Annotated in this window: 21 protein-coding genes and 1 pseudogene; 10 read left to right on the forward strand and 12 right to left on the reverse strand. The window is 67.4% G+C overall.

Annotated features, from left to right (window positions below; translation table 11 throughout):
- The first annotated feature begins 6 nt into the window (after positions 1 to 6).
- Both OJF58_RS06540 and OJF58_RS06545 read left to right on the forward strand, forming a co-directional pair.
- A complete protein-coding gene (locus OJF58_RS06540) occupies positions 7 to 732 on the forward strand; it encodes an ABC transporter substrate-binding protein (RefSeq protein WP_300782853.1) in 726 nt (241 codons plus the stop codon).
- A 102-nt stretch (positions 733 to 834) separates the two neighbouring features.
- The gene (locus OJF58_RS06545) at positions 835 to 1,038 is read left to right on the forward strand and encodes a hypothetical protein (protein WP_300782856.1); all 204 of its coding nucleotides are present in this window, start codon (positions 835 to 837) and stop codon (positions 1,036 to 1,038) included.
- Here the strand turns inward: OJF58_RS06545 and OJF58_RS06550 are convergent.
- From OJF58_RS06550 to ugpC, 4 genes are read right to left on the reverse strand one after another with little or no spacing between them, the layout of a single operon-like run.
- Complete coding sequence (locus OJF58_RS06550) at positions 1,002 to 1,904, reverse strand: carbohydrate ABC transporter permease (RefSeq protein ID WP_300782859.1); 903 nt, start codon at positions 1,902 to 1,904, stop codon at positions 1,002 to 1,004. The two genes, OJF58_RS06545 and OJF58_RS06550, sit on opposite strands and share 37 nt — an antisense overlap.
- Positions 1,897 to 2,853: a sugar ABC transporter permease gene (locus OJF58_RS06555; protein WP_300782862.1), complete on the reverse strand. Its 957-nt coding sequence runs from the start codon at positions 2,851 to 2,853 to the stop codon at positions 1,897 to 1,899. Before OJF58_RS06555 ends, OJF58_RS06550 begins: the two co-directional genes overlap by 8 nt.
- Before the next feature lie 53 nt (positions 2,854 to 2,906).
- Entirely contained in the window at positions 2,907 to 4,235 is a 1,329-nt protein-coding gene (locus OJF58_RS06560) for an extracellular solute-binding protein (RefSeq protein WP_300782865.1), read from the reverse strand.
- Between the two features lie 31 nt (positions 4,236 to 4,266).
- Positions 4,267 to 5,319: a sn-glycerol-3-phosphate ABC transporter ATP-binding protein UgpC gene (gene ugpC, locus OJF58_RS06565; protein WP_300782868.1), complete on the reverse strand. Its 1,053-nt coding sequence runs from the start codon at positions 5,317 to 5,319 to the stop codon at positions 4,267 to 4,269.
- A 208-nt stretch (positions 5,320 to 5,527) separates the two neighbouring features.
- On the opposite strand from ugpC, the gene OJF58_RS06570 reads away from it, so the two are divergent.
- From OJF58_RS06570 to OJF58_RS06580, 3 genes are read left to right on the forward strand one after another with little or no spacing between them, the layout of a single operon-like run.
- Complete coding sequence (locus tag OJF58_RS06570) at positions 5,528 to 5,926, forward strand: DoxX family protein (protein ID WP_300782871.1); 399 nt, start codon at positions 5,528 to 5,530, stop codon at positions 5,924 to 5,926.
- Between the two features lie 11 nt (positions 5,927 to 5,937).
- The gene (locus OJF58_RS06575; protein ID WP_300782873.1) at positions 5,938 to 6,276 is read left to right on the forward strand and encodes a Lin0512 family protein; all 339 of its coding nucleotides are present in this window, start codon (positions 5,938 to 5,940) and stop codon (positions 6,274 to 6,276) included.
- A 7-nt stretch (positions 6,277 to 6,283) separates the two neighbouring features.
- Positions 6,284 to 6,628 (forward strand): Lin0512 family protein, encoded by a 345-nt coding sequence (locus tag OJF58_RS06580; protein ID WP_300782876.1) that lies wholly within the window; start codon positions 6,284 to 6,286, stop codon positions 6,626 to 6,628.
- On the opposite strand, the gene OJF58_RS06585 is transcribed toward OJF58_RS06580, so the two are convergent.
- The 7 genes and pseudogenes from OJF58_RS06585 to OJF58_RS06610 form a co-directional block, all read right to left on the reverse strand.
- Positions 6,625 to 6,834, reverse strand: a complete 210-nt coding sequence (locus OJF58_RS06585) for a hypothetical protein (RefSeq protein ID WP_300782879.1) — start codon at positions 6,832 to 6,834, stop codon at positions 6,625 to 6,627. The genes OJF58_RS06580 and OJF58_RS06585 overlap by 4 nt on opposite strands.
- Before the next feature lie 52 nt (positions 6,835 to 6,886).
- Positions 6,887 to 7,411 carry a UGSC family (seleno)protein gene (locus OJF58_RS06590; protein ID WP_300782881.1) on the reverse strand — a complete coding sequence of 175 codons (525 nt, stop codon included), beginning with the start codon at positions 7,409 to 7,411 and terminating at the stop codon, positions 6,887 to 6,889.
- A 16-nt stretch (positions 7,412 to 7,427) separates the two neighbouring features.
- The gene (locus OJF58_RS06595) at positions 7,428 to 8,483 is read right to left on the reverse strand and encodes a hypothetical protein (RefSeq protein WP_300782884.1); all 1,056 of its coding nucleotides are present in this window, start codon (positions 8,481 to 8,483) and stop codon (positions 7,428 to 7,430) included.
- Between the two features lie 83 nt (positions 8,484 to 8,566).
- Entirely contained in the window at positions 8,567 to 9,163 is a 597-nt protein-coding gene (locus OJF58_RS06600) for a LysR substrate-binding domain-containing protein (protein WP_300785195.1), read from the reverse strand.
- A gap of 118 nt (positions 9,164 to 9,281) precedes the next feature.
- Positions 9,282 to 9,530, reverse strand: a pseudogene (locus OJF58_RS27090) (LysR family transcriptional regulator); the annotation flags it as partial.
- Positions 9,476 to 10,555 carry an LLM class flavin-dependent oxidoreductase gene (locus OJF58_RS06605; protein ID WP_300782887.1) on the reverse strand — a complete coding sequence of 360 codons (1,080 nt, stop codon included), beginning with the start codon at positions 10,553 to 10,555 and terminating at the stop codon, positions 9,476 to 9,478. The pseudogene OJF58_RS27090 and the gene OJF58_RS06605, both read right to left, overlap by 55 nt.
- A gap of 16 nt (positions 10,556 to 10,571) precedes the next feature.
- A complete protein-coding gene (locus OJF58_RS06610) occupies positions 10,572 to 11,444 on the reverse strand; it encodes a LysR substrate-binding domain-containing protein (RefSeq protein WP_300782890.1) in 873 nt (290 codons plus the stop codon).
- Positions 11,445 to 11,518: 74 nt separating this feature from the next.
- Here OJF58_RS06610 and OJF58_RS06615 point away from each other — a divergent pair, with 74 nt between their 5' ends.
- Both OJF58_RS06615 and OJF58_RS06620 read left to right on the forward strand, forming a co-directional pair.
- A complete protein-coding gene (locus OJF58_RS06615; RefSeq protein WP_300782892.1) occupies positions 11,519 to 13,285 on the forward strand; it encodes an acyl-CoA dehydrogenase family protein in 1,767 nt (588 codons plus the stop codon).
- A gap of 188 nt (positions 13,286 to 13,473) precedes the next feature.
- Complete coding sequence (locus OJF58_RS06620) at positions 13,474 to 15,087, forward strand: gamma-glutamyltransferase (protein ID WP_300782895.1); 1,614 nt, start codon at positions 13,474 to 13,476, stop codon at positions 15,085 to 15,087.
- A 12-nt stretch (positions 15,088 to 15,099) separates the two neighbouring features.
- Here OJF58_RS06620 and OJF58_RS06625 read toward each other — a convergent pair whose 3' ends face one another.
- The gene (locus OJF58_RS06625) at positions 15,100 to 15,582 is read right to left on the reverse strand and encodes a CBS domain-containing protein (protein ID WP_300782898.1); all 483 of its coding nucleotides are present in this window, start codon (positions 15,580 to 15,582) and stop codon (positions 15,100 to 15,102) included.
- Between the two features lie 29 nt (positions 15,583 to 15,611).
- On the opposite strand from OJF58_RS06625, the gene OJF58_RS06630 reads away from it, so the two are divergent.
- From OJF58_RS06630 to OJF58_RS06640, 3 genes are read left to right on the forward strand one after another with little or no spacing between them, the layout of a single operon-like run.
- The gene (locus OJF58_RS06630; RefSeq protein ID WP_300782901.1) at positions 15,612 to 16,259 is read left to right on the forward strand and encodes a 2Fe-2S iron-sulfur cluster-binding protein; all 648 of its coding nucleotides are present in this window, start codon (positions 15,612 to 15,614) and stop codon (positions 16,257 to 16,259) included.
- Complete coding sequence (locus OJF58_RS06635) at positions 16,256 to 17,254, forward strand: xanthine dehydrogenase family protein subunit M (protein WP_300782903.1); 999 nt, start codon at positions 16,256 to 16,258, stop codon at positions 17,252 to 17,254. Before OJF58_RS06630 ends, OJF58_RS06635 begins: the two co-directional genes overlap by 4 nt.
- A gap of 2 nt (positions 17,255 to 17,256) precedes the next feature.
- Positions 17,257 to 19,389, forward strand: coding sequence for a xanthine dehydrogenase family protein molybdopterin-binding subunit (locus OJF58_RS06640; protein WP_300782906.1), 2,133 nt, complete (start codon positions 17,257 to 17,259; stop codon positions 19,387 to 19,389).
- The last annotated feature ends 85 nt before the right edge of the window (positions 19,390 to 19,474 follow it).

Here is a 19,474-nt window from a genome sequence, read left to right on the forward strand (position 1 = left end):
CCGGCCATGAGCGACAAAGCGAAAGCCGAGCTGGCCCCGACCGGTGTTCTGCGTGCCGGCATCAATCTCTCGAATTTCCTGCTCGTGACGGGCCGCAGCGCCAACGGCGACCCCGAAGGCGTGTCGCCCGACATGGCGCGCGCGATCGCCGACCGCCTCGGCGTGCCGGTGAAATACGTGTCGTTCAAGAGCCCCGGCGAGCTCGCCGATCAGGCGGGCAACAATGTGTGGGACATCGGCAATATCGGCGCCGAGCCGCAGCGTGCCGAGAAGATCGCTTTCACCGCCGCCTACTGCGAGATCGAGGCGACCTACATGGTTCCCAAGGGCTCCCCGATCACGACGATCGCCGACGTCGACCGGAAAGGCGTGCGGATCGCCGTGTCGGCCCGCTCCGCCTATGGCCTGTGGCTCGAGAACAACATCAGGAACGCGACCCTCGTCCAGGTGGCGGGGCTGGATGCGGCCTTCAACAAGTTCGTCGACGACAAGCTCGACGTGCTGGCGGGCTTGCGTCCTGGACTTCTGAAGGACATCGAAAAGCTGCCCGGCGCCAGAATCCTCGACGGCAAGTTCAGCGCCGTGCAACAGGCGGTGGGGACGGCGCGTGTCAATGCGGCCGGCGCGGCGTTCCTGGCCGAGTTCGTCGAGGAGGCGAAGCGGTCGGGCCTCGTGGCGCGGCTGATCGAGAAGCACAAGGTCAAGGGCCTGTCCGTCGCTCCTCCGGCCTGAAGCAACGGCAACCGCGTCCCGACGCACGACGTTCTTCTCCAATGCCAGCTGGTGCCGTATGCGCCGGCCGTCGAAGACCGTCCTCCGTGCAAGGACCGCGTGATGACCGAGGTTCCCGAAAAGCCCGCCAATCCGGTGCCGGTTTCCCCGCCGACACCGGGCAAGACCGATCCGATCCCGCCCGAGATGCCGCCGGTGAGCCCGCCCGGTCCGGAAGTCGAGCCGCCGAGGCAGCCTCATCCGCCGGGCCCGCCCGGACCGGTCGCGAACTACTCCTTCACCGCGCCCGTCAGCGAGGAGACATAGTAGTCGACGAAGAAGGAATAGAAGATCGCGACCGGCAGCGAGCCGAGCAGAGAGCCCGCCATCAGCGCGCCCCACTGATAGACGTCGCCCGACACCAGCTCGGTCAGGATCGCCACCGGCACGGTCTTCTTCTCGCTGCTCTGGATGAAGGCGAGCGCATAGATGAACTCGTTCCAGGAGAGCGTGAAGGAGAAAATGCCGGCCGAGATCAGTCCCGGCACGGCGAGCGGCAGGGTGATCCGGCGCAGGATCTGCAGGCGCGTGGCGCCATCGATCAGCGCGCACTCCTCGAGCTCGTACGGGATGGACTTGAAGTAGCCGATCAGCAGCCAGGTGCAGAACGGCACGAGGAAGGTCGGATAAGTCAGGATCAGGGCGAAAGGCGAGTCGAACAGGCCGAGCTGGTAGACCGTCGTCGCCAGCGGAATGAACAGGATGGTCGGCGGCACGAGGTAGGCGAGGTAGATCGCAAGCCCGACATATTGGCTCCCCGTGAAGCGCAGGCGCTGGATCGCATAGGCGGCGAGCACGCTCGCGAACAGCGACACCACGGTGGCGGCGAGGGCGATGCCCATGGTGGTCATCAGCCAGTGCGGATAGGCGGTCTCGAACAGCAGGTGCCTGATGTGCTCCAGCGTCGGGCTGCCGATCAGGAACGGGTTGTAGTGCTTGTAGTCGTAGAGCTCGCCATCCGGCTTGAAGGCCGTGATGGCCATCCAGTAGAACGGAAACAGCAGGATGATCACGAAGCAGGCGAGCGGCAGGTAGATCGTCACCACCCGCCGCGCGCGGCTATCCCAGGCGAGCTGCTCGGGCGCGGCGCTCGCGACGTTGGTCGAGCCGCCGCCGGCCGGTACGTCAGTCATTGGCCTCTCCCTGCTGCCACTTGCGGCGCGCGAGCGCGAAATAGCTGAACAAGGTGGCGACCACCAGGAAGGGGATCATCGATACCGCGATCGCCGCGCCCTCGCCCAGCTCGCCGCCCGAGATGCCGCGCTGGAAGGCGAGCGTCGCCATGAGATGGGTCGAGTTGATCGGGCCGCCGCGGGTGATGGCGTAGACGAGCTGGAAATCGGTGAAGGTGAAGATGATCGAGAAGGTCATCACGATCGCGAGGATCGGCAGCAGCAGTGGAAAAGTGATGTAGCGGAAGCGCTGCCATGCGGTCGACCCGTCGAGCAGCGCCGCCTCGTAGAGCGAGGGCGAGATGGTCTGCAGGCCGGCCAGCAGCGAGATCGCCACGAACGGGATGCCGCGCCAGATGTTGGCGGCGATCAACGACCAGCGCGCAGGCCAGGTCGTGCTGAGAAAGTCGAAATACTTGTCCCTGAGGTGCAGCACGTCGACCGCGAGGTAGGACAGGATCGAGAATTGCGGATCGTAGATCCACCAGAAGGCGATTGCCGACAGCACGGTCGGCACGATCCAGGGCAGCAGGATAATCGCGCGCAACAGGCTCTTCAGCGGCAGATGGTTGTTGAGCAGCAGGGCGAGCCAGAGGCCCAGCGCGAACTTCCCGAAGGTCGCGACTGCCGTGTAGAAGACACTGTAGAAGACGGCGCTCCAGAACTGCGGGTCCTCGAGCAGGTACTCGAAGTTCTCGAAACCGATCCACTGGCCCGAGCGTCCGATCTTGGTGTCGGTGAAGGCAAGCCAGACGCCGAGTCCCAGCGGATAGGTCAGGAACACCAGCAGGAGCCCGCACGCCGGCAGCAGGCAGGCGACGACCAGGAACGGCTTGCAGTCGAACAGCCGGGCCAGCCAGCTCGGCTGCGGCCGCACCCGGGTCCAGTCGGTGATGGTGGCGACGGTCATCCTTCCTCCGGCGAGGGGACGGCGCGACCCGACAGCCGCGCCGTCCCGACAGGTCAGCGGTAGTAGCGCTTGGCGCGGCGTTCGGCTTCCTTCACGGCCGCCTCGGGCGTCGCCTGGCCCGAGGCGACGGAGGCGAACATCTGCACGAGCACGTAGTCGGCGGCGACGGTGCCGGCCGCCTGCGTGATCGGGCCCTTGTAGCCGGTCCAGAACTGCGCATCCATCGAGTTGCGGTAGACCGCGATCTTGGGATCGCTCGTCCACACCTTGCTCTTGTCGTAGGCCCTGAGCGGATGCGCCCAGTAGCCGAGACAGCCGGTCAGCCATGGGTCGTACTGCTCGGCCTCCATCATGAAGGCGAGGTACGCCTTGGCGGCGTTCTGGAACTTGGAGTGCTTGAACAGCATGGCGTTCAGCACCAGCGCCGACTGCGCCGGCTTGCCGACGATGCCGCTCATCAGCGGCGCATGCTCGGTGTCCTCGGCGATCGGCTTGGTCTTGGCGTCGTTCTTGAGCGAGAAGTAGAGCGACACGCCGTTGGCCGTGAGGAACAGCTCGCCGGCAGAGTAGGCGCGGTTGTTGCTGACATCGTTCCACGAGAGCGTGCCCGACACGAAGTTGGGATAAAGTTCCTTGAGGTAGCGCAGCGCGTTCAGCGTCTCCTTGCTGTTGAGCGCCACCTTGCCATCCTCGTCGACCAGATAGGCGCCGTGCGACCACAGCAGCCACCTGGCGAAGCCATTGGCGTCGCCGACCGCATTGCCGAGCGCGAAGCCGGCCGGCTTGTCGATCTTCTTCAGCGCCTGGCAAAGCTTCAGGAAACCGGCGTGGTCGTTGGGAATGCTGTCGAAGCCGGCTTCCTTGACGGCGGACTTGCGATAGACGACCGGACCGCTCGAGCCGCCCATCGGCAGGCCGATCCAGTTGTTGGTCTTGGCCTTCTTGCCGTACTTCTCGCCGAGGAACATCCAGCCGCCATACTTCTTGCCGAGATACTCGGCGACGTCGCTGAGCTCGGACACCTTGTCGGAATAGATGTGCGGATCCTCGGCCCAGCCCAGAATGACGTCCGGCCCGGCGCCGGTGTTGGCCGACACGGCGGTCTGCTGGCGAATGTCCTCCCAGCCGACGAAATCGACCTTCACCTGGACGCCGGTCGCCTTGGTGAACTTCTCGGTGTTGGCGCGGAAGATGACCTCGTCGGGCTCGACGAAGCGTGCCGGCCGCAGAACGCGCAGGGAGGCGCCGTTCTCGGGCGTGAGCTTCGGCGCGGCGACCTCGGCCTTGGGAATGTCCTGACCCATCGCCTGACGGGCGAGCGCCATCGCCATGGCCGAGGCGCCGAACGCCAGCGCATCGCGCCGCTTGATGATGAACACCATTTTTCTTGTCTCCTCCTACTCTACTTCCTGACTAGAGCCTGCGGCCCGACTGCTGGTCGAACAGGTGGACCAGCGCCGGGTCCGGGCGCACCGGCAGGATCTCGCCCGGCTGTGCCGACACGCGCTCGCGAAAGGCGCCGAGCACGGGCTGTCCGCCGATGCGCATCAGCACCTGCGTCTCCGAGCCGGTCGGCTCGACGACCTGGATGGTGGCGGGAATGCCGCCCCGATCGATGATCAGATGCTCGGGCCGGATGCCGTAGACGGCCGGGCCATCCTTGGGAGCCGCTCCGCTGGCCGGCAACGGCCATGCCGTGCCGTCCTCCATGCGCAAGGCGCCGCCGGCGATCGTGCCCTTCAGCATGTTCATGGCCGGCGACCCGATGAAGCCCGCCACGAACAGGTTGGCAGGCCGGTCATAGAGATCGAGCGGCTTGCCGACCTGCTCGATGTTGCCGCCGTTCATCACCACGATCTTGTCGGCCATGGTCATGGCCTCGATCTGGTCGTGCGTGACATACACGGTCGTGACCTTGAGGCGCTGGTGCAGCTCCTTGATCTCGGCCCGCATCTGCACGCGCAGCTTGGCGTCGAGATTGGAGAGCGGCTCGTCGAACAGGAACACCTGCGGGTTGCGCACGATCGCGCGGCCCATGGCGACGCGCTGGCGCTGGCCGCCCGAGAGCTGCCGCGGATAGCGGCCGAGGAGCTGCTCGAGGCCGAGGATCTTCGCTGCCCGGCCGACTTCCTGCTCCATCACGGCCCGCGGCGCCTTGGCCAGGGTCAGCGAGAACGCCATGTTGTCGAACACGGTCATGTGCGGATAGAGCGCGTAGTTCTGGAACACCATGGCGATGTCGCGATCCTTGGGCGGCACCTGGTTCACCACCTTGCCGCCGATCGCGATCTCGCCGGACGTGATATTTTCCAGACCCGCCAGCATGCGCAGCAGGGTGGACTTGCCACAGCCGGACGGGCCCACCAGAACCACGAACTCGCCGTCCGCGATATCGACGCTGACGCCATGCAGGACTTCGAACGATCCGAACGCCTTGTGCACGTTGCGGATTTCGACCGTCGCCATTAACCCTCCCACTCTACGCGCGACGACAAGCGTCGTCGCGATTACCACTCGACTCTCGAGGCCGCTCCCTTCGCGCGCGGACTATAGCAAAGCCGGGCACGGAGGCGAGCAATCAGTGACGCAACCGTGACCTGGTCACTTCCTCGGATCGCTTGTCGGAAAAAGATCGCGCCTGCATTATGCAGTCGATCGACAAGGAGATACCGCCATGGATTTCACCGTCATCCCGGCGAGCTGGGCGCCTTATCTTCTCAGCATCTTCCGGATTTTCAGCGGCCTTATGTTGCTGGAGCACGGCACGGCCAAGCTTTTCAAGTTTCCTGTCGTGCCGTCAATGGCGCAGATCGATCTGTCGTCGATGCCCGGCATCGCCGGCTTCTTCGAGCTGATCGGCGGTGCGCTCCTTGCGCTTGGCCTCTTCACGCGGCCGGTTGCATTCATCCTGTCCGGAATGACCGCCGTCGCCTATTTCTACGCGCATGCGCCTCGCGGCTTCTTCCCGGTCCTGAACAACGGCGAGCTCGCGATCGTCTACTGCTTCGGCCTGCTTTATATAGCGGCGGCTGGCGGCGGGCCGTGGGCGGTCGATGCCGCGCGCAAGAGGTAGGGACGGACGCCATGGCCCTGCAGCGCGTCGCCCTCGAGATCGGCATGGGCACCGACATCCGCGGCGGCGACTACACCAAGGCCGCCGTGCGGGCGTTGCGCGACGCGCTGTGGCACAACTCGCTCACCGTGGCCCACGCCGTGGGCAAGTCCAGCGACGACATGCAGGTCGAGGTGCTGATCGGCGTGCCGCAACCCGACAAGGTCGACAAGACCGAGGTGCTGAAGGTACTGCCGCACGGCAGCGGCGTGGTGAAGGTCGTCGAAGGCGGTCTCGAGATTGCGAACGAGACCGGATCCGACAAGACAGTGATCGCGCAGGCTGCCGCGATCGTTCGGCTCGATCTTTGAGGTAAGCATGGCCCGCAAGCGCGTGATCCTCGAGCTCGGCACCGGCAACGACCTGCATGGCGGCGACTACACCAAGGCGGCGCTGCGTGCGGTGCAGGACGCGCTGCATCACAGCTCCCTCACCATGATCCGCACCCTCAAGGTCGACGCGAAGAAGCAGATGTTCGTCGAGGTCACGATCGGCGTGCAGCAACCCGACAAGGTCGACCTCGAGAAGGTGCGCGCCTCCCTGCCCTACGGCATCGTGACCGTAAAGGCAGTGAAAGGCGGCCTCGACGTTCCCGACCCCGATGGCAAGGACATCGCCGTCATCGCCAGCGCCGCGGTCGCGGTCCAGCTGGAGCTGCCCTAGCGACGGCTCCTGCCAATGATGACGAGACCCAGACCGACCACGACGGCGACAATGCCGGCAATGGTTGGAATTGGGATGGTCTTTTCCTCTTTCTTGGTAACCTTGAGCGGTCCCGCGTCGAGAACGGTTTTCTGCTCGGTGATGGAGATATTGGCGACAACCAGGCCGGCGATCCCTAGCACGATCAGGATCACGCCGACGAGCACGAGTGGTCTCATGCCGTCGCCAACGTCCGACTTCGGACAAAGTTCCCCGATGTCAGGGCTTCACCAGCAGCTTCACGCCTTGCTCGAGCGCGGCGCGGGCGCGCTCGGCGAGCTGCTGGTCTGTGGCGCTGCTGACCGGATGATCGATGACGGCGAAGGCGTAACCCGGCATCCCCAGCACGCGCCCCATCATTTCGGCGGCGCTGACGAAGCGGGCCGTCATCACCCCGAAGGCGGGAATGTTCTGGCGTTCAGCGGTAACGGCGTCGTGCAGACTGCACGATGAGCAGCTGCCTCAATCGCCTATGCCCGAGATCACGGCGTCCCACTGCCTGATCTCGGCGGCAATGGGCGCGTCGGCCGGAGCGCTGTAGTTCGACTTGGTGCGACACACCACCTTCGCGACGCCGTGCTCGTCGCGCAACAGGCGCTCGAGATGGCGGAAGAAGCCCTTGGTGCCTTCCTTGCCGTTGGAGATCAAGCCCACGGTCTTGCCCGCGAGCGTGTCGAGGCGCGGCGCTGCCTGGCCAAGCGGCGCGGTCTTTTCGGCGGTGGGATCGAGCACACGGAAAGTCATATTGGTCCTCTTCGACTCAAGCCTTGGGCGGTTCGCAATCGATACAGACGCCCATCGGCAAGGTCACGGCATGGCTCTTGTTGCCGAGCCAGGGCGGGATCACGGCGCCGAAGCCGCCGGCCGGCCCTCCGGCGGCGATCACCAGGAGCTGATCCGGCGATTCCATCGCAGGATAGACGCTGTCGCCGCGGTCGCGCACGACGGCGCCCTTGCCGACATCGGCCCATTCGCGACGGTGGATGCGGGCGCGTTCGTGGATGAAGTTCGCGATGTCGGTCTTGCTCCACCCGGCGGCCTGCAGATGCTCGCGTAACTGCTTGGGGATGATCAGCGCGTAGTTGCCGGGATGGATCGAATAGTGCCGCAGGTTGGCACGCATCTCGGCGGCGAAGGTCTCCAGGATCTCCTCGGGCTTCGTCGTCCATTCGTTCATGATCTGGCGCGGCGCACCCGCCGCCATCACCGTGACCGCCGACGCCTCTTTCTCGACGCCACGCTGCTGGTGGAGCGGCAGCCAGGAAGAATCCTCCTCGTCCTCGGCGATGCAGTAGCTGAACTTGCCGGGATGGCCCAGCGTCGAGCGGTCGATGGCGCCCGGCCGCACGTCCATCAGGTTGATGAGGCAGAGGCGAATCGCTCGCCCGATCGCCGCCGTCGCCCGGTCGGAATTGCCGAGCGCATTGAAGCCGCCGCTGGCACCGATCTCGCGGCGGATCGGCCCGTTCAGCACCACCAGCACGGCGCAGCCGCCGGTGCTGGCCGTGGCGCCATGGATCAGGAAGGGCTCCTGCATCATCGCCGTCCAGGCGGTGACGACGACAGGGAAGTGGATGGGCAGACAGCCCGCCATCACCGCGTTGACGGCAAGCTTCTCGGCGGTGATGGCGAGCCCGCGTACCGGCTCGACGCCGACGAGCTGGTCCGGCGGCATCATCGCCCAGTCGAGGCAGGCCTGCACGGCGTCTTCCGTCGGCGGCACGATGGGCAGCCCGTCGGTCCAGCCGTTGCTGTGGTAGAGTTCCTGCACGGCCGAGATGCTGTCGGCCTCGTAAATCCGCGACGCGAGCTGCACGGTCATCCTCCACCGACAAGCATAGGGCCGGCGAGCGCCATGCCAAGATCAACCTGATAGACGGGATTGTTGCCGATCCTGCATCAATCGGCCTTGCGCCACTCGCGGCGCAGCAAGGCGAAGAGGCCAGCGGCCGCCGGCGTGAGCTCCCGTCCGCGCAAGGTGATCAACCCCAGACGGCGCACCAGCTTCGGCTCGACGAGCGGCACGACGCGCACGCCCGGCGGCAGCGGACCGCGCGTCGCCCCTCCGGGCACGACGCCCACGCCGGCGCCCGCCGCCACGAGGGCCAGCAGGGTCGCGATCTGGGTGACGACGACCCGCTGGCGAAGTTGCAGTCCCGCCGTCACAGCCGCCGCGTCGATCGTGCGGCGCGTGCGCGATTCGGTCGGCAGAGCGACGATGGGATGCGCCGCAAGCTCGGCGAGTGCCACGCTGCGCCGGCCGGCAAGCTTGTGGCGGACGGGCACGACCGCATGGAAGGTCTCGCGGCCCAGCGCCGTGCCGACAGCGAAGTCGGGCAGCGCATCGACATAGCCGATACCGAAATCGGCAACGCCGCCACGCACGTCGTCGATGATCGACGCGTAGACACCCTCGCGCACATGGATCTCGATGCCTGGCCGGTCGTCGTGATAGGCGGCGATCAGGCGGGGCAGGACGCCGCCCGCGACCGACATCACGCTCGACACCACCCAGGCCGCGCCGCTCCTGCGCGACCTCGCGCACGCTTTGCACCGTGATGCCGAGATCGTTCAGCATGCGCTCGGCGACGGCAGCGAACTCGCGCCCCGGCGCCGTGATCCGGACGCGCCGCGTGCTGCGGTCGAACAGGCGCACGCCGAGCTGCGCCTCGAGCCGCTTCACCATGCGCGTAAGCGCGGGCTGGGAGAGCCTGAGCCGCGCCGCCGCCGCGACGAAGCTGCCGTACTCCGCCAAGGCGAGCACCGCCTCGAGCTGCCGGGCGCCGATGTCGGGCAGCGATCCGCGCATCAGGCCGCGAGCATGCGCTCGCGATTGCGGTCGCGCAGGATGGGCATCACCCATTTGCCGAAGCGCTCGGCCTCCTCGTCGTGCAGGTAGCCCGAAAGACAGAAGGAGTGACAGCCGAGATCGATGAACTTCTGCAACGTGTCGGCGCACTGCCCGGGGTCGCCGACCACGGCGATGCCCGCCCCCGGCCGCACCTGCGTGATGCCGGTCCAGAGATGCGGCTCGATCGTCTCGCCGATCGCCGCCAGCTCGCGGACCCGCCGGTTCGCCTCCGACGTCGCAAAATGCCGTTTCACGAACGCCTTCTGCGCCTCGGTGGCATGCGCCACCAGCCCATGCGCGAAATCCCAGGCCTCCTTCTCGGTCGGCCGGCAGACGATCTGCAGGCGCATGCCGAAGCCGATCTCCTCCTCGCGACCGTGCTTCGCGGCCATGGTGCGGATCTCGGCCATGTTGGCGCGGATGCGGTCGTAGGTGTCGCCCCAGAAGAGATGCACGTCGGAGTGCTTGGCCGAGATCTCCCAGGCCTGCCGGCTGCCGCCGCCGAGATAGAACTTCGGATGAGGCTGCTGCAGCGGATAGGGCCGGATCTGCGCGCCCTTGAGCTGATGGAACTTGCCCTCGAAGTGCACGGGGCCGCGCGCGGTCCAGAGCGCCTTCAGGATCGAGACCTCCTCGTCCATGATCTCGTAGCGCTCCTGCTTGCCCCAGCGGATGCCCTCGGCCGCATTCTCGGCCTCGCTTTGGCCGGCGATCAGGTTGATGCAGATGCGGCCGCCCGAGAGCTGGTCGAAGGTCGAGATCATCTTCGCGAGCAGCACGGGATTGATATAGGATGGCCGGGCCGCGACCAGCATGCGGATCGATTTCGAGCGGGCCACCATCATCGCGCTCGCGATCCACGCCTCCCAGCAGGCGGTCTGCACCGGCACCAGCATGTACTCGAAGCCGGCCGCCTCGGCCGCCTGCACGACGCGGTCGAACAGCGCGAGCGAGGACGCGACTTGCGCCTCCGCGAGGCCATATGCCGTCGTGTCGCCTGCGGTCGGGAGGAACCAGCCGAATTCGAGACGCCGCATGCCGTTCGCTCCTTGGTCAGGCGAGCCGTTTGCGCAGCCAGATCGCAAAGGCCGTCAAGGCCGGATCGTCGCCGAGCCGCGCCTCGTATTGCAACACGAAGTGACGGCGTGTCGGCCGCACAGCGGGATGGGCGATGACGACCTTGCGGCGCGCGAGATCGGGGCCGAGCAAGGCTTCGATCGCCATGGCGAAGCCGAGCCCCGCCGCCGCCGCCTCGATCGCAAGGCCGATGCTCTCGAAGCTGCTGCCGCCCTGTGCCGGGACATCGTTGAAGCCGGCATGATCGAGCCAGCGCCGCCAATCGTCGGGACGCGGCCGCGCATGCAACAGCGGAACGGCCGCGAAATCGGGCTTGCCCGACTTCAGCCAGCGCGGCGCGCATACCGGGACCGTCGCGATCGGCACCAGGGGATGCGTCACCAGGCCGGCACGCGGCGCGGCATCCGAGACGGCGATGACTGCGTCGTAGCGGCTCGGAAGCATGTCCAACGGGTTGAGGCTGGTGTGCAGGTCGATCGCGAGATCGGGATGCGCCGCCCTGAGCTCGGGCCAAAGCGGCAGCAGGATCCGCGAGGCGAAGAAACCGTAGACACCGACCGAAAGCCGCCTCAGACGGCGCAGCCGCACGCCGCTTGCCGCGTCGGCGATACGGTCGAGGGCATCGCGTGTCGCGGCAGCCAGCGCCTCGCCCGCCGTCGTCAAAACGAGACCGGTCGAGCGCCGCAGGAACAGCGGCTTTTCGAGCCGAGCCTCCAAGGCGCGAACGTGGCGGCTGACGGCGCCCGGCGTCACGCCGAGCTCCTCCGCCGCCCGCGTCACGGACTGATGCCGGGCCGCCGCCTCGAAGGCGCGGACGGCATGCAATGGGGGAAGGCGGCGCCAGGCCATGCCTTGACTATGACTCAACGCCAAAGGCGAACAAGTCGTTTGCAGGGCCTTTGGCGCAATCCTAACCTTGTTTCATGAACCTGCCCATCGCTCCTTCCGTCTTGTCCCTCGCCTCGCGCGAGGCGTCGGCCCGACGCGCCGACACGCTCGCCCCCACCTGCCAGGGACTGAACTACTTCGAGATCGATCACAGCCTGCGGAGCCTTCTGACGCTGCGCATGGAGGCGCCGCTGCTGACCCATCTCGAGCCCCATCTGCGCGAGCTGGGCGAGCTGGGAGGCGGCCGGCTGGGCGAGTTGTCGGACACGGCCGAGCATCATCCGCCGCAGCTCCAGCCGCGCGACCGCCGTGGCCGTGACGAGGAGTGGATCGAATATCACCCTGCCTATCGCGAGATGGAGCGCATCGCCTTCGGTCGGTTCGGCATGCACGCCATGACGCACCGCGCCGGCGTGCTGGGTTGGCCCGCGCCGATGCCGCCGATCGCCAAGTATGTCTTCCACTATCTCTTCGCCCAGGCCGAGTTCGGCCTGCTTTGCCCCGTCAATCTCACCGACAGCTCGTCGGAGCTGGTGCACCGTTTCGGCAGCGAGGAGATCCGCTCCCGTCATCTCGACGCGATGTGGAGCCAGGACATGGACTCCCTGCAGCGCTGCGCGCAGTTCATGACCGAGAAGGCGGGCGGCTCGGATGTCGGTGCAGGCGATCTGAGAGCCGTGCGCGACGGCGAGAACTGGCGGCTGTGGGGCGAGAAGTGGTTCTGCTCCAACGCCGATGCGGAGCTCGCCGTGCTGCTGGCCCGGCCGGATGGCGCACCCGCCGGCGGCCGCGGCCTCGGCCTCTTCCTGATGCCCAAGACGCTGCCCGACGGCACGCGCAATGCCTACCGGATCGTGCGGCTCAAGGACAAGCTCGGCAGCCGCACCATGGCGAGCGGCGAGATCGTGTTCGAGGGCGCCGTCGCCCACCAGCTCGGCGCGCTCGACCAGGGGCTGAAGCAGATGCTGGTCATGGTGAATTCCAGCCGCGTCTCGCACCTCGCTCGCGCCGCCGGCATGATGCGTCGCTGTCTCAACGAGGCGCTGCAGGCCAGCCGCCACCGCAACGCCTTCGGCCGCGCCGTGATCGACCATCCGCTGATGCGCCGTCAGCTCCTGAAGCTCATCGTGCCGACCGAGCAGGCTCTCTCGGCGCTGCTCTACGCGGCCAATGCCCCCGAGCAGGTGCTGCGCATGCTGACACCGATCGCCAAGTACCGCGCCTGCCGCGACAACGTGACGGTGGCGACGGGCGCGATGGAGGCGCGCGGCGGCAATGGCTACATCGAGGACTGGCCCAACGCGCGGCTGGTGCGCGATGCTCATCTCGGGCTGATCTGGGAAGGCACCAGCAACATCAACGCGCTCGATGCCATCCAGCGCGCCGTCGGCAAGGTGCGTGCGCATCTGGCCTTGCGCGAGGACCTGGCGGAGCGCCTCGAAAAGGCTTCCGGCCTGCCCGGCCAGTTCCGCACGCGGCTCGAGGGCGGCATCGCGAATGCCTTCCGGTTCGCCGAGGAGGTGGCGTCCAGACCGGAGAACGAGCGCTTCTGCCGGCTGGCCGCGGGCAAGCTCTATCACGCGGCGACCGCGGCCTTGCTCGCGACCGAGGGCCTGCAGCTCGGTGCCTCGGGCGGCGATGCGCGACGTCTCCTGCTCGCGCGCTTCGTGCTGGAGCATCGCCTGCAGGAAGGTGGGGCCGCGACGATCGAAGCATCTCGCTGGGAAGACGAGGCGATCGATCTCCTGCTGGCCAATGCACCAGTACCGCTTGCCAAGGCGACTGCCGCGCTGGTCGCCTGATCAAGGGAGCGCACGCGCGCTTGCAGTACCGCTGTGTCATTCCGAGCGCAGCGAGGAATTCTTCCGGAGCGCCAAGATCCCTCACTCGCTGCGTTCGGGCGAAAGCTGGCAGCCGTCGATCGATGCAATTGGGGCTGGCGGCGGGCGGTCGAAATCGCCACGATCCGCGATCTCGCGGGGGGAGATCGATGCTTCAGCACGGACGGCGGCCCACAATCGCATCGCGGCACGGCATGGTGGCGGCCGCGCATCCGCTCGCGGCGGCGGCAGGGGCGCGCATTCTCGGTGCCGGCGGCACGGCCTTCGACGCCGCAGTGGCGACGGCCGCCGCCCTGAACGTCGTCGAACCGTACATGTCGGGACTCGCCGGACGCGGTGTCGCCACGTGCTATATCGCCAGCGAACGGCGCGTGCGCTCGCTCGATTTCGTGGCGCCCATCCCGCTCGATTTTCCGGTGGAGCGCTTCAGCCATCGCAACCAGCTCATGCGCGGCGCGCTGCCGGTGGGCGCGCCGGGCAATCTGGCCGGCTGGTGCGAACTGGCGCAGAGCCATGGGCGCAAGAAGCTGCCCGAGCTTTTCGCACCGGCCATCGCGCTGGCACGCGACGGCTTCCAGCTCATCGAGTTCAATCTCGAGGAATTCGCCAAGGCAGCGCCCGAGCTCGCCGTCCACAAGGCGCTCTATCCGGAATGGTCGCGCGTCTACACCGCAGGCCAGGGCAAGGTCGCGCCGGGCTTCATCCTGAAGCAACCCGATCTCGCCCGCACGCTCGAGGCGCTGGCCAATGAAGGTCCGGGACTGCTCTATGGCGGCGCGCTCGGCCGCAAGATCGTGGAGCGGCTGTCGGAGCTCGGCGGCTGCCTCACGATGGAAGACTTCCTCGAGGTGCAGCCTCGCTGGGTCGATCCCATCTCGGTCTCCTACCGCGGCCATGCCGTCAACGTTCCGCCGCCGCCCTGCGAAGGCTTCCAGTATCTCTTGACGTTGCGCATCCTCGAAGGATTCGACCTCGCGAAGATGGCGCTCGGCTCGATGCAGCATCTCGACACCGTTCTGCGCGCCATCCGCCTTGCCGCCGGCGTGCGCATCGCGACCGGCGTGCCGAGCGCGCAGAAGCTTGCCGAGCTCCTGTCCGACGGTGCTGTCGAGGCGCTCCGTGCGCGCGTGCGCGACGGCCGGCCGATCGAAGGTCCGACCGAGCAATGGACGCCGGCGGCCGGCAAGGGCGCCGCCCTCGAGGAAAGCCATACGACCTCGTTCTCGATCGCCGACAGCGAGGGCAATCTCGTCTGCGTGACGCAAAGCCTCGGCAGCGTCTTCGGCTCGGGCGTGGTGGTGCCCGACACCGGCCTCTGCCTCAACAACTTCCTGTACTGGGCCGACGTCAATCCCGAGAGTCCGCATCGCGTGAAGCCGGGCGATGCGCTGCCGATGTGCATGGCGCCCTCGATCCTGACCCGCGACGAGGCACCGGTACTGGCGCTCGGCACGCCGGGCAGCTATGGCATCCTGCAGACCCAGCCGCAGGCCCTGGTGCACTATCTCGATTTCGGCCTGCCGCTGCAGCAGGCGATCGAGGCGCCGCGCGCTCGCCTCACCGACGGCCGGGACGTGCTGATCGAATCGCGGGTCGCCCGCGACGTGCGCGACGCGCTGCGCCGGCGCGGCCACGATGTGAGCAACGGACCCGACTGGACGATGAAGGTCGGCGGCATGCAGGCAGTCGCGGTCGATCCCAAGACCGGCGTCTTCACCGGCGGCTGCGATCCGCGCCGCGACGGCTACTGCGTGCCGGTGTAGATCGCGCTGACACTATTTCCGCGGCCGGGATGGCTCGGAAATCTCCGAGATCGCCGAGCCGACGCTGGCCAGGCCCGCCGCGCGCGGCTCGGTCGCCACGTCGCCCAGGGACACGATGCCCATCAGCGACTTGTCGTGGTCGAGGATGGCCAGCCGCCGGATCTGCTGCGTCTTCATGCGTTCCAGGACTTCCTCCGCCTCCTCGTCGCAGAAGGCATAGACGATATCCTCGGTCATGCAGTCGCGCACCAGGGTGTCGACCGGAGACAGGCCGGCCGCCACCGCGCGCACGACGATGTCGCGGTCGGTGATTGTGCCTACCAGCCGGTTGCCGTCGCAGACCGGCAGGGAACCGACGCCCAGCGCCTCCATGGCCGACGCCGCCTGTTGCAGTGAGGTGTCCGGGGCAGCCGTCTCCACCTCGCGCGTCATGATCTCGGAAACCTGCATGGAGAGGTAATGCAGGTCGCGGCCGTTGGTTGCCCGGCCTTGCAACGCCCTTCCCCGACCGTCGTTGTTCCAGGATGAGCGACAGCCACTTGACCCGGCGGGGCATCCTCGGCACCGGCGTGGCGCTGACAGCGCTGCGACGAACCGGGGCCCTTGCCGACGAGCCAGGCGCTGCGGAATCGCCGCGGGCGTCCCAGGAGTCGGCCATGATCGATGTCGCCATCACGGTCAACGGCGCGCAGCACCGGCTCGGGCTCGACCCGCGCACCTCGCTTCTCGATGCGCTGCGCAACCATCTCGGCCTCACCGCTACGAAGAAAGGCTGCGATCACGGCCAGTGCGGCGCCTGCACGGTCCTGGTCGATGGCGTGCGCCGGAATTCCTGCCTCAATCTCGCGGTGGCCTGCGATGGCCGCGAGATCGTCACCATCGAGGGCCTGGGCAGCGAACAGACGCTGCATCCGATGCAGGCCGCCTTTGTCGCGCATGACGCCTTCCAGTGCGGCTATTGCACGCCCGGGCAGATTTGCTCCGCCGTCGGCATGCTGTCCGAGATCGAGCGAGGCCTGCCATCGGCGGCAACCGCGGATATCGCGGCCGACACGATGCAGGTCGCGGAAAGCGAAATCCGCGAGCGCATGAGCGGCAATATCTGCCGCTGCGCTGCCTACCCCAACATCGTTGCGGCCATCCTCGAAGCTGCCGGGAAGACCACAGGATGAAGGCCTTCAGCTACGAACGGCCGGCCGATACGACCGGCGCGCTCCAGGCGATTGCGCGGCCAGGGGCCAAGTTCCTGGCCGGCGGCACAAATCTTCTCGACCTGATGAAGGTGGAGGTCGAGGCGCCTTCGCATCTGGTGGATGTCTCCCGCTTGCCGCTCGCGCAGTTGGAGGAGACCCCTGACGGCGGGCTTCGGATCGGGGCGACCGTCACCAATTCCGACCTCGCCACCGACCGTCGTGTGCGCGAGCGCTATCCGATGCTGTCGCGGGCACTGCTGAACGGTGCCTCGGGCCAGCTGCGCAACCAGGCGACCACGGCCGGAAATCTGCTGCAGCGGACCCGCTGCTATTACTTCTACGACACGTCGAAGCCGTGCAACAAGCGCAGCCCGGGAAGCGGTTGCTCGGCCTTGCACGGCTATAACCGCATCCATGCCGTCCTGGGGGCAAGCGACGCGTGCATCGCGGTCCATCCGTCCGATATGGCGGTGGCGATGATCGCGCTCGATGCCGAGGTCGAGGTGCGATCGGCCGCCGGCAACGGCAGGACCATCAGGCTGGTCGACTTCCATCGTCTGCCGGGCACGACCCCGCAGGTGGAGACCGCCCTCGAGGCCGGCGAGCTGATCACCGCTGTGCTCCTGCCGCCGGCCCCGTCCGGCGGGCAGGTCTATCGCAAGGTGCGCGACCGGGCGTCCTACGATTTCGCCCTGGTGTCGGTGGCGGCGCTGGTCGATCTCGACGGCGACCGCATCCGCACGGCCCGCATCGCGCTGGGCGGCGTCGCCCACAAGCCGTGGCGTGCGCCCGAAGTCGAACGGCGGCTCGTCGGCAAGCCTGCCACGGCGAGCAGCTTCCAGACCGCGGCCGCCGAGCTCATGACGGGTGCACGCGGCTACGGTCACAACGACTTCAAGATCGACCTCGCCTCGCGCACTGTGGCTGCGGCATTGGTGGAAGCGGCGCAGCAGGCGCAACGCCAGAAAGGCTGACCATGCCCGATTCGATCATCGGCCAACCTATCGACCGTATCGACGGTCCGGCGAAGGTGACCGGCCGGGCGCTGTATGCCGCGGACGTGGCGGCGAGCGCGCCGCCGGCGTACGGGGTGCTGGTCACGAGCACGGTCGGGCGCGGTGAAATCTCCAAGGTCGAGGCGGGCGACGCCGAGAGCGCAGCCGGCGTCCTGCTGGTCATGAGCCACGAGAATGCGCCGCCGCAGGCTCCCTTCAAGTCGGGCGGGCTGGGCGGCCCGCGCCATGCGCGACCGAAGCCGCAGCTCGACGGCACGCGTGTCCACTACTACGGCGAGCCGGTCGCGCTGGTCGTCGCCGAGACCTTCGAGCAGGCGACGGCCGCCGCGCGGCTGGTGCGCATGTCGTACCGGGCCGAGAGCGGGTCGTACGATCTCGCCGACGGCCGCCGACTCGCCTACACGCCCGAGCACATCGTCGTGGGCAAGCCCGACTCGCGGATCGGCGATGTCGACGGGGCGCTTGCGACCAGTCCCGTCACGCTCGATGCCACCTACACGACGCCTTATCAGAGCCACAACCCGATGGAGCTGGTGGCAAGCCTCGCCGAATGGTCGGGCGACAAGGTGACCATCCATTGCGCCACGCAGCTCGTGAACAGCGCCCATCGCTCGATCGCCGCGACCCTCAAGCTGCCGCTCGAGAAGGTCGAGGTCGTGAGCGAGTACGTCGGCGGCGGCTTCGGCGGCAAGCTGCCGATCTATGGTGACGCCATCCTGGCCGCGCTCGCGGCCAAGCGGCTCGGGCGCCCGGTGAAGATCGTGCTGACACGCCAGCAGATGTTCTCCGTTACCACCCACCGCGGGGCGACGATCCAGCGTGTGCGGCTTGCGGCTGCCGAGGACGGAAAGTTGAGCGCGGTCGCGCACGAGGTGTGGGCGCAGTCGGCGCGGCTGGACGAGTTCGCCGAGGCGGCGGCCGCGAGCACCCGGGCGATGTATGCGGCTCCCAATCGGCTGACGACCCATCGCGTCGTTCCGCTCGATCTGCCCGTTTCCGATTCCATGCGGGCGCCGGGCGATGCGGCAGGCCAGCTCGCCCTCGAGCAGGCGATGGACGAGCTGGCAGAAAAGCTTGGTCTCGATCCGATCGAGTTCAGGCTGCGCAACGAGCCGGACCAGGACCCCGAGAAGCACGTGCCCTTCTCCACCCGATCCTTGGTGCTTTGCCTGAAGAAGGGCGCCGAGCAGTTCGGCTGGAGCCGACGCGACAGGCTGCCGGGTCGAACGAAGGACGGCGATTGGTTGATCGGCCTCGGCATGGCCACCGCGATCCGGCCCAACTACCGCGAGCCCGCGCACGCGCGCGTGCGCACGGACGCGCGGCGCCACGTCACCGTCGAGATGGACATGACCGACATCGGCACAGGTTCCTACACGATCCTGGCGCAGGTGGCTGCCGACGTCCTGCAGGTTCCGATCGATGCCGTCAGCGTCCATCTCGGACACAGTACCTACCCACAGACGCCGGGATCGGGGGGATCGTTCGGCGCGGCCAGCAGCACCGCAGCGCTCCGGGCGGCCTGCCTGGCGTTGAAGGAGAAGCTCGATGCCGGGCAAGGTCCGGGCAACCTGCAGGCCGAGGGCCAGTCGGTGCCTGGCGAGGAATACGAGAAGTTCTCGCAGTACAGCTACGGCGCCCATTTCGCGGAGGTCGCGGTCGACATCACGACGGGCGAGGTCCGGCTGCGGCGCATGCTCGGCGTCTTCGATGCCGGCCGCATCCTCAATGCGAAGACCGCCCGTTCCCAGTTGATCGGCGGCATGCTCTGGGGCGTGGGCTCGGCGCTGCACGAGAACGCCGTCGTCGACACCCGGTCCGGCGCCTTCGTGAACCACGACCTCGCGGGCTATCACGTTCCCGTGCATGCCGACGTTCCGGCGGCCGTCGATGCCGTCATGCTGTCCGGCTTCGATGACAAGTCGAGTCCGCTTGGCTGCAAGGGCGTCGGCGAGCTCGGCATTTGCGGCGCCGGCGCCGCCATCGCGAACGCCGTCTACAACGCCTGCGGCGTGCGCGTGCGCGACTATCCGATCACGCCCGACAAGATCCTGAGCGGGCTCCTGCAGGAGAACGTGGCGCGGCGACGCTGAAAGTAGCCTGAAAAAGCGTTTCGGCATTCCTCTTGCACATCGGCGGCCGGCGCGCTGGAATGCGCGCCAATCAAATTGTGCGAAG

Source organism: Enhydrobacter sp., from assembly GCF_030246845.1.
Taxonomy (GTDB): Bacteria; Pseudomonadota; Alphaproteobacteria; order Reyranellales; family Reyranellaceae; genus Reyranella.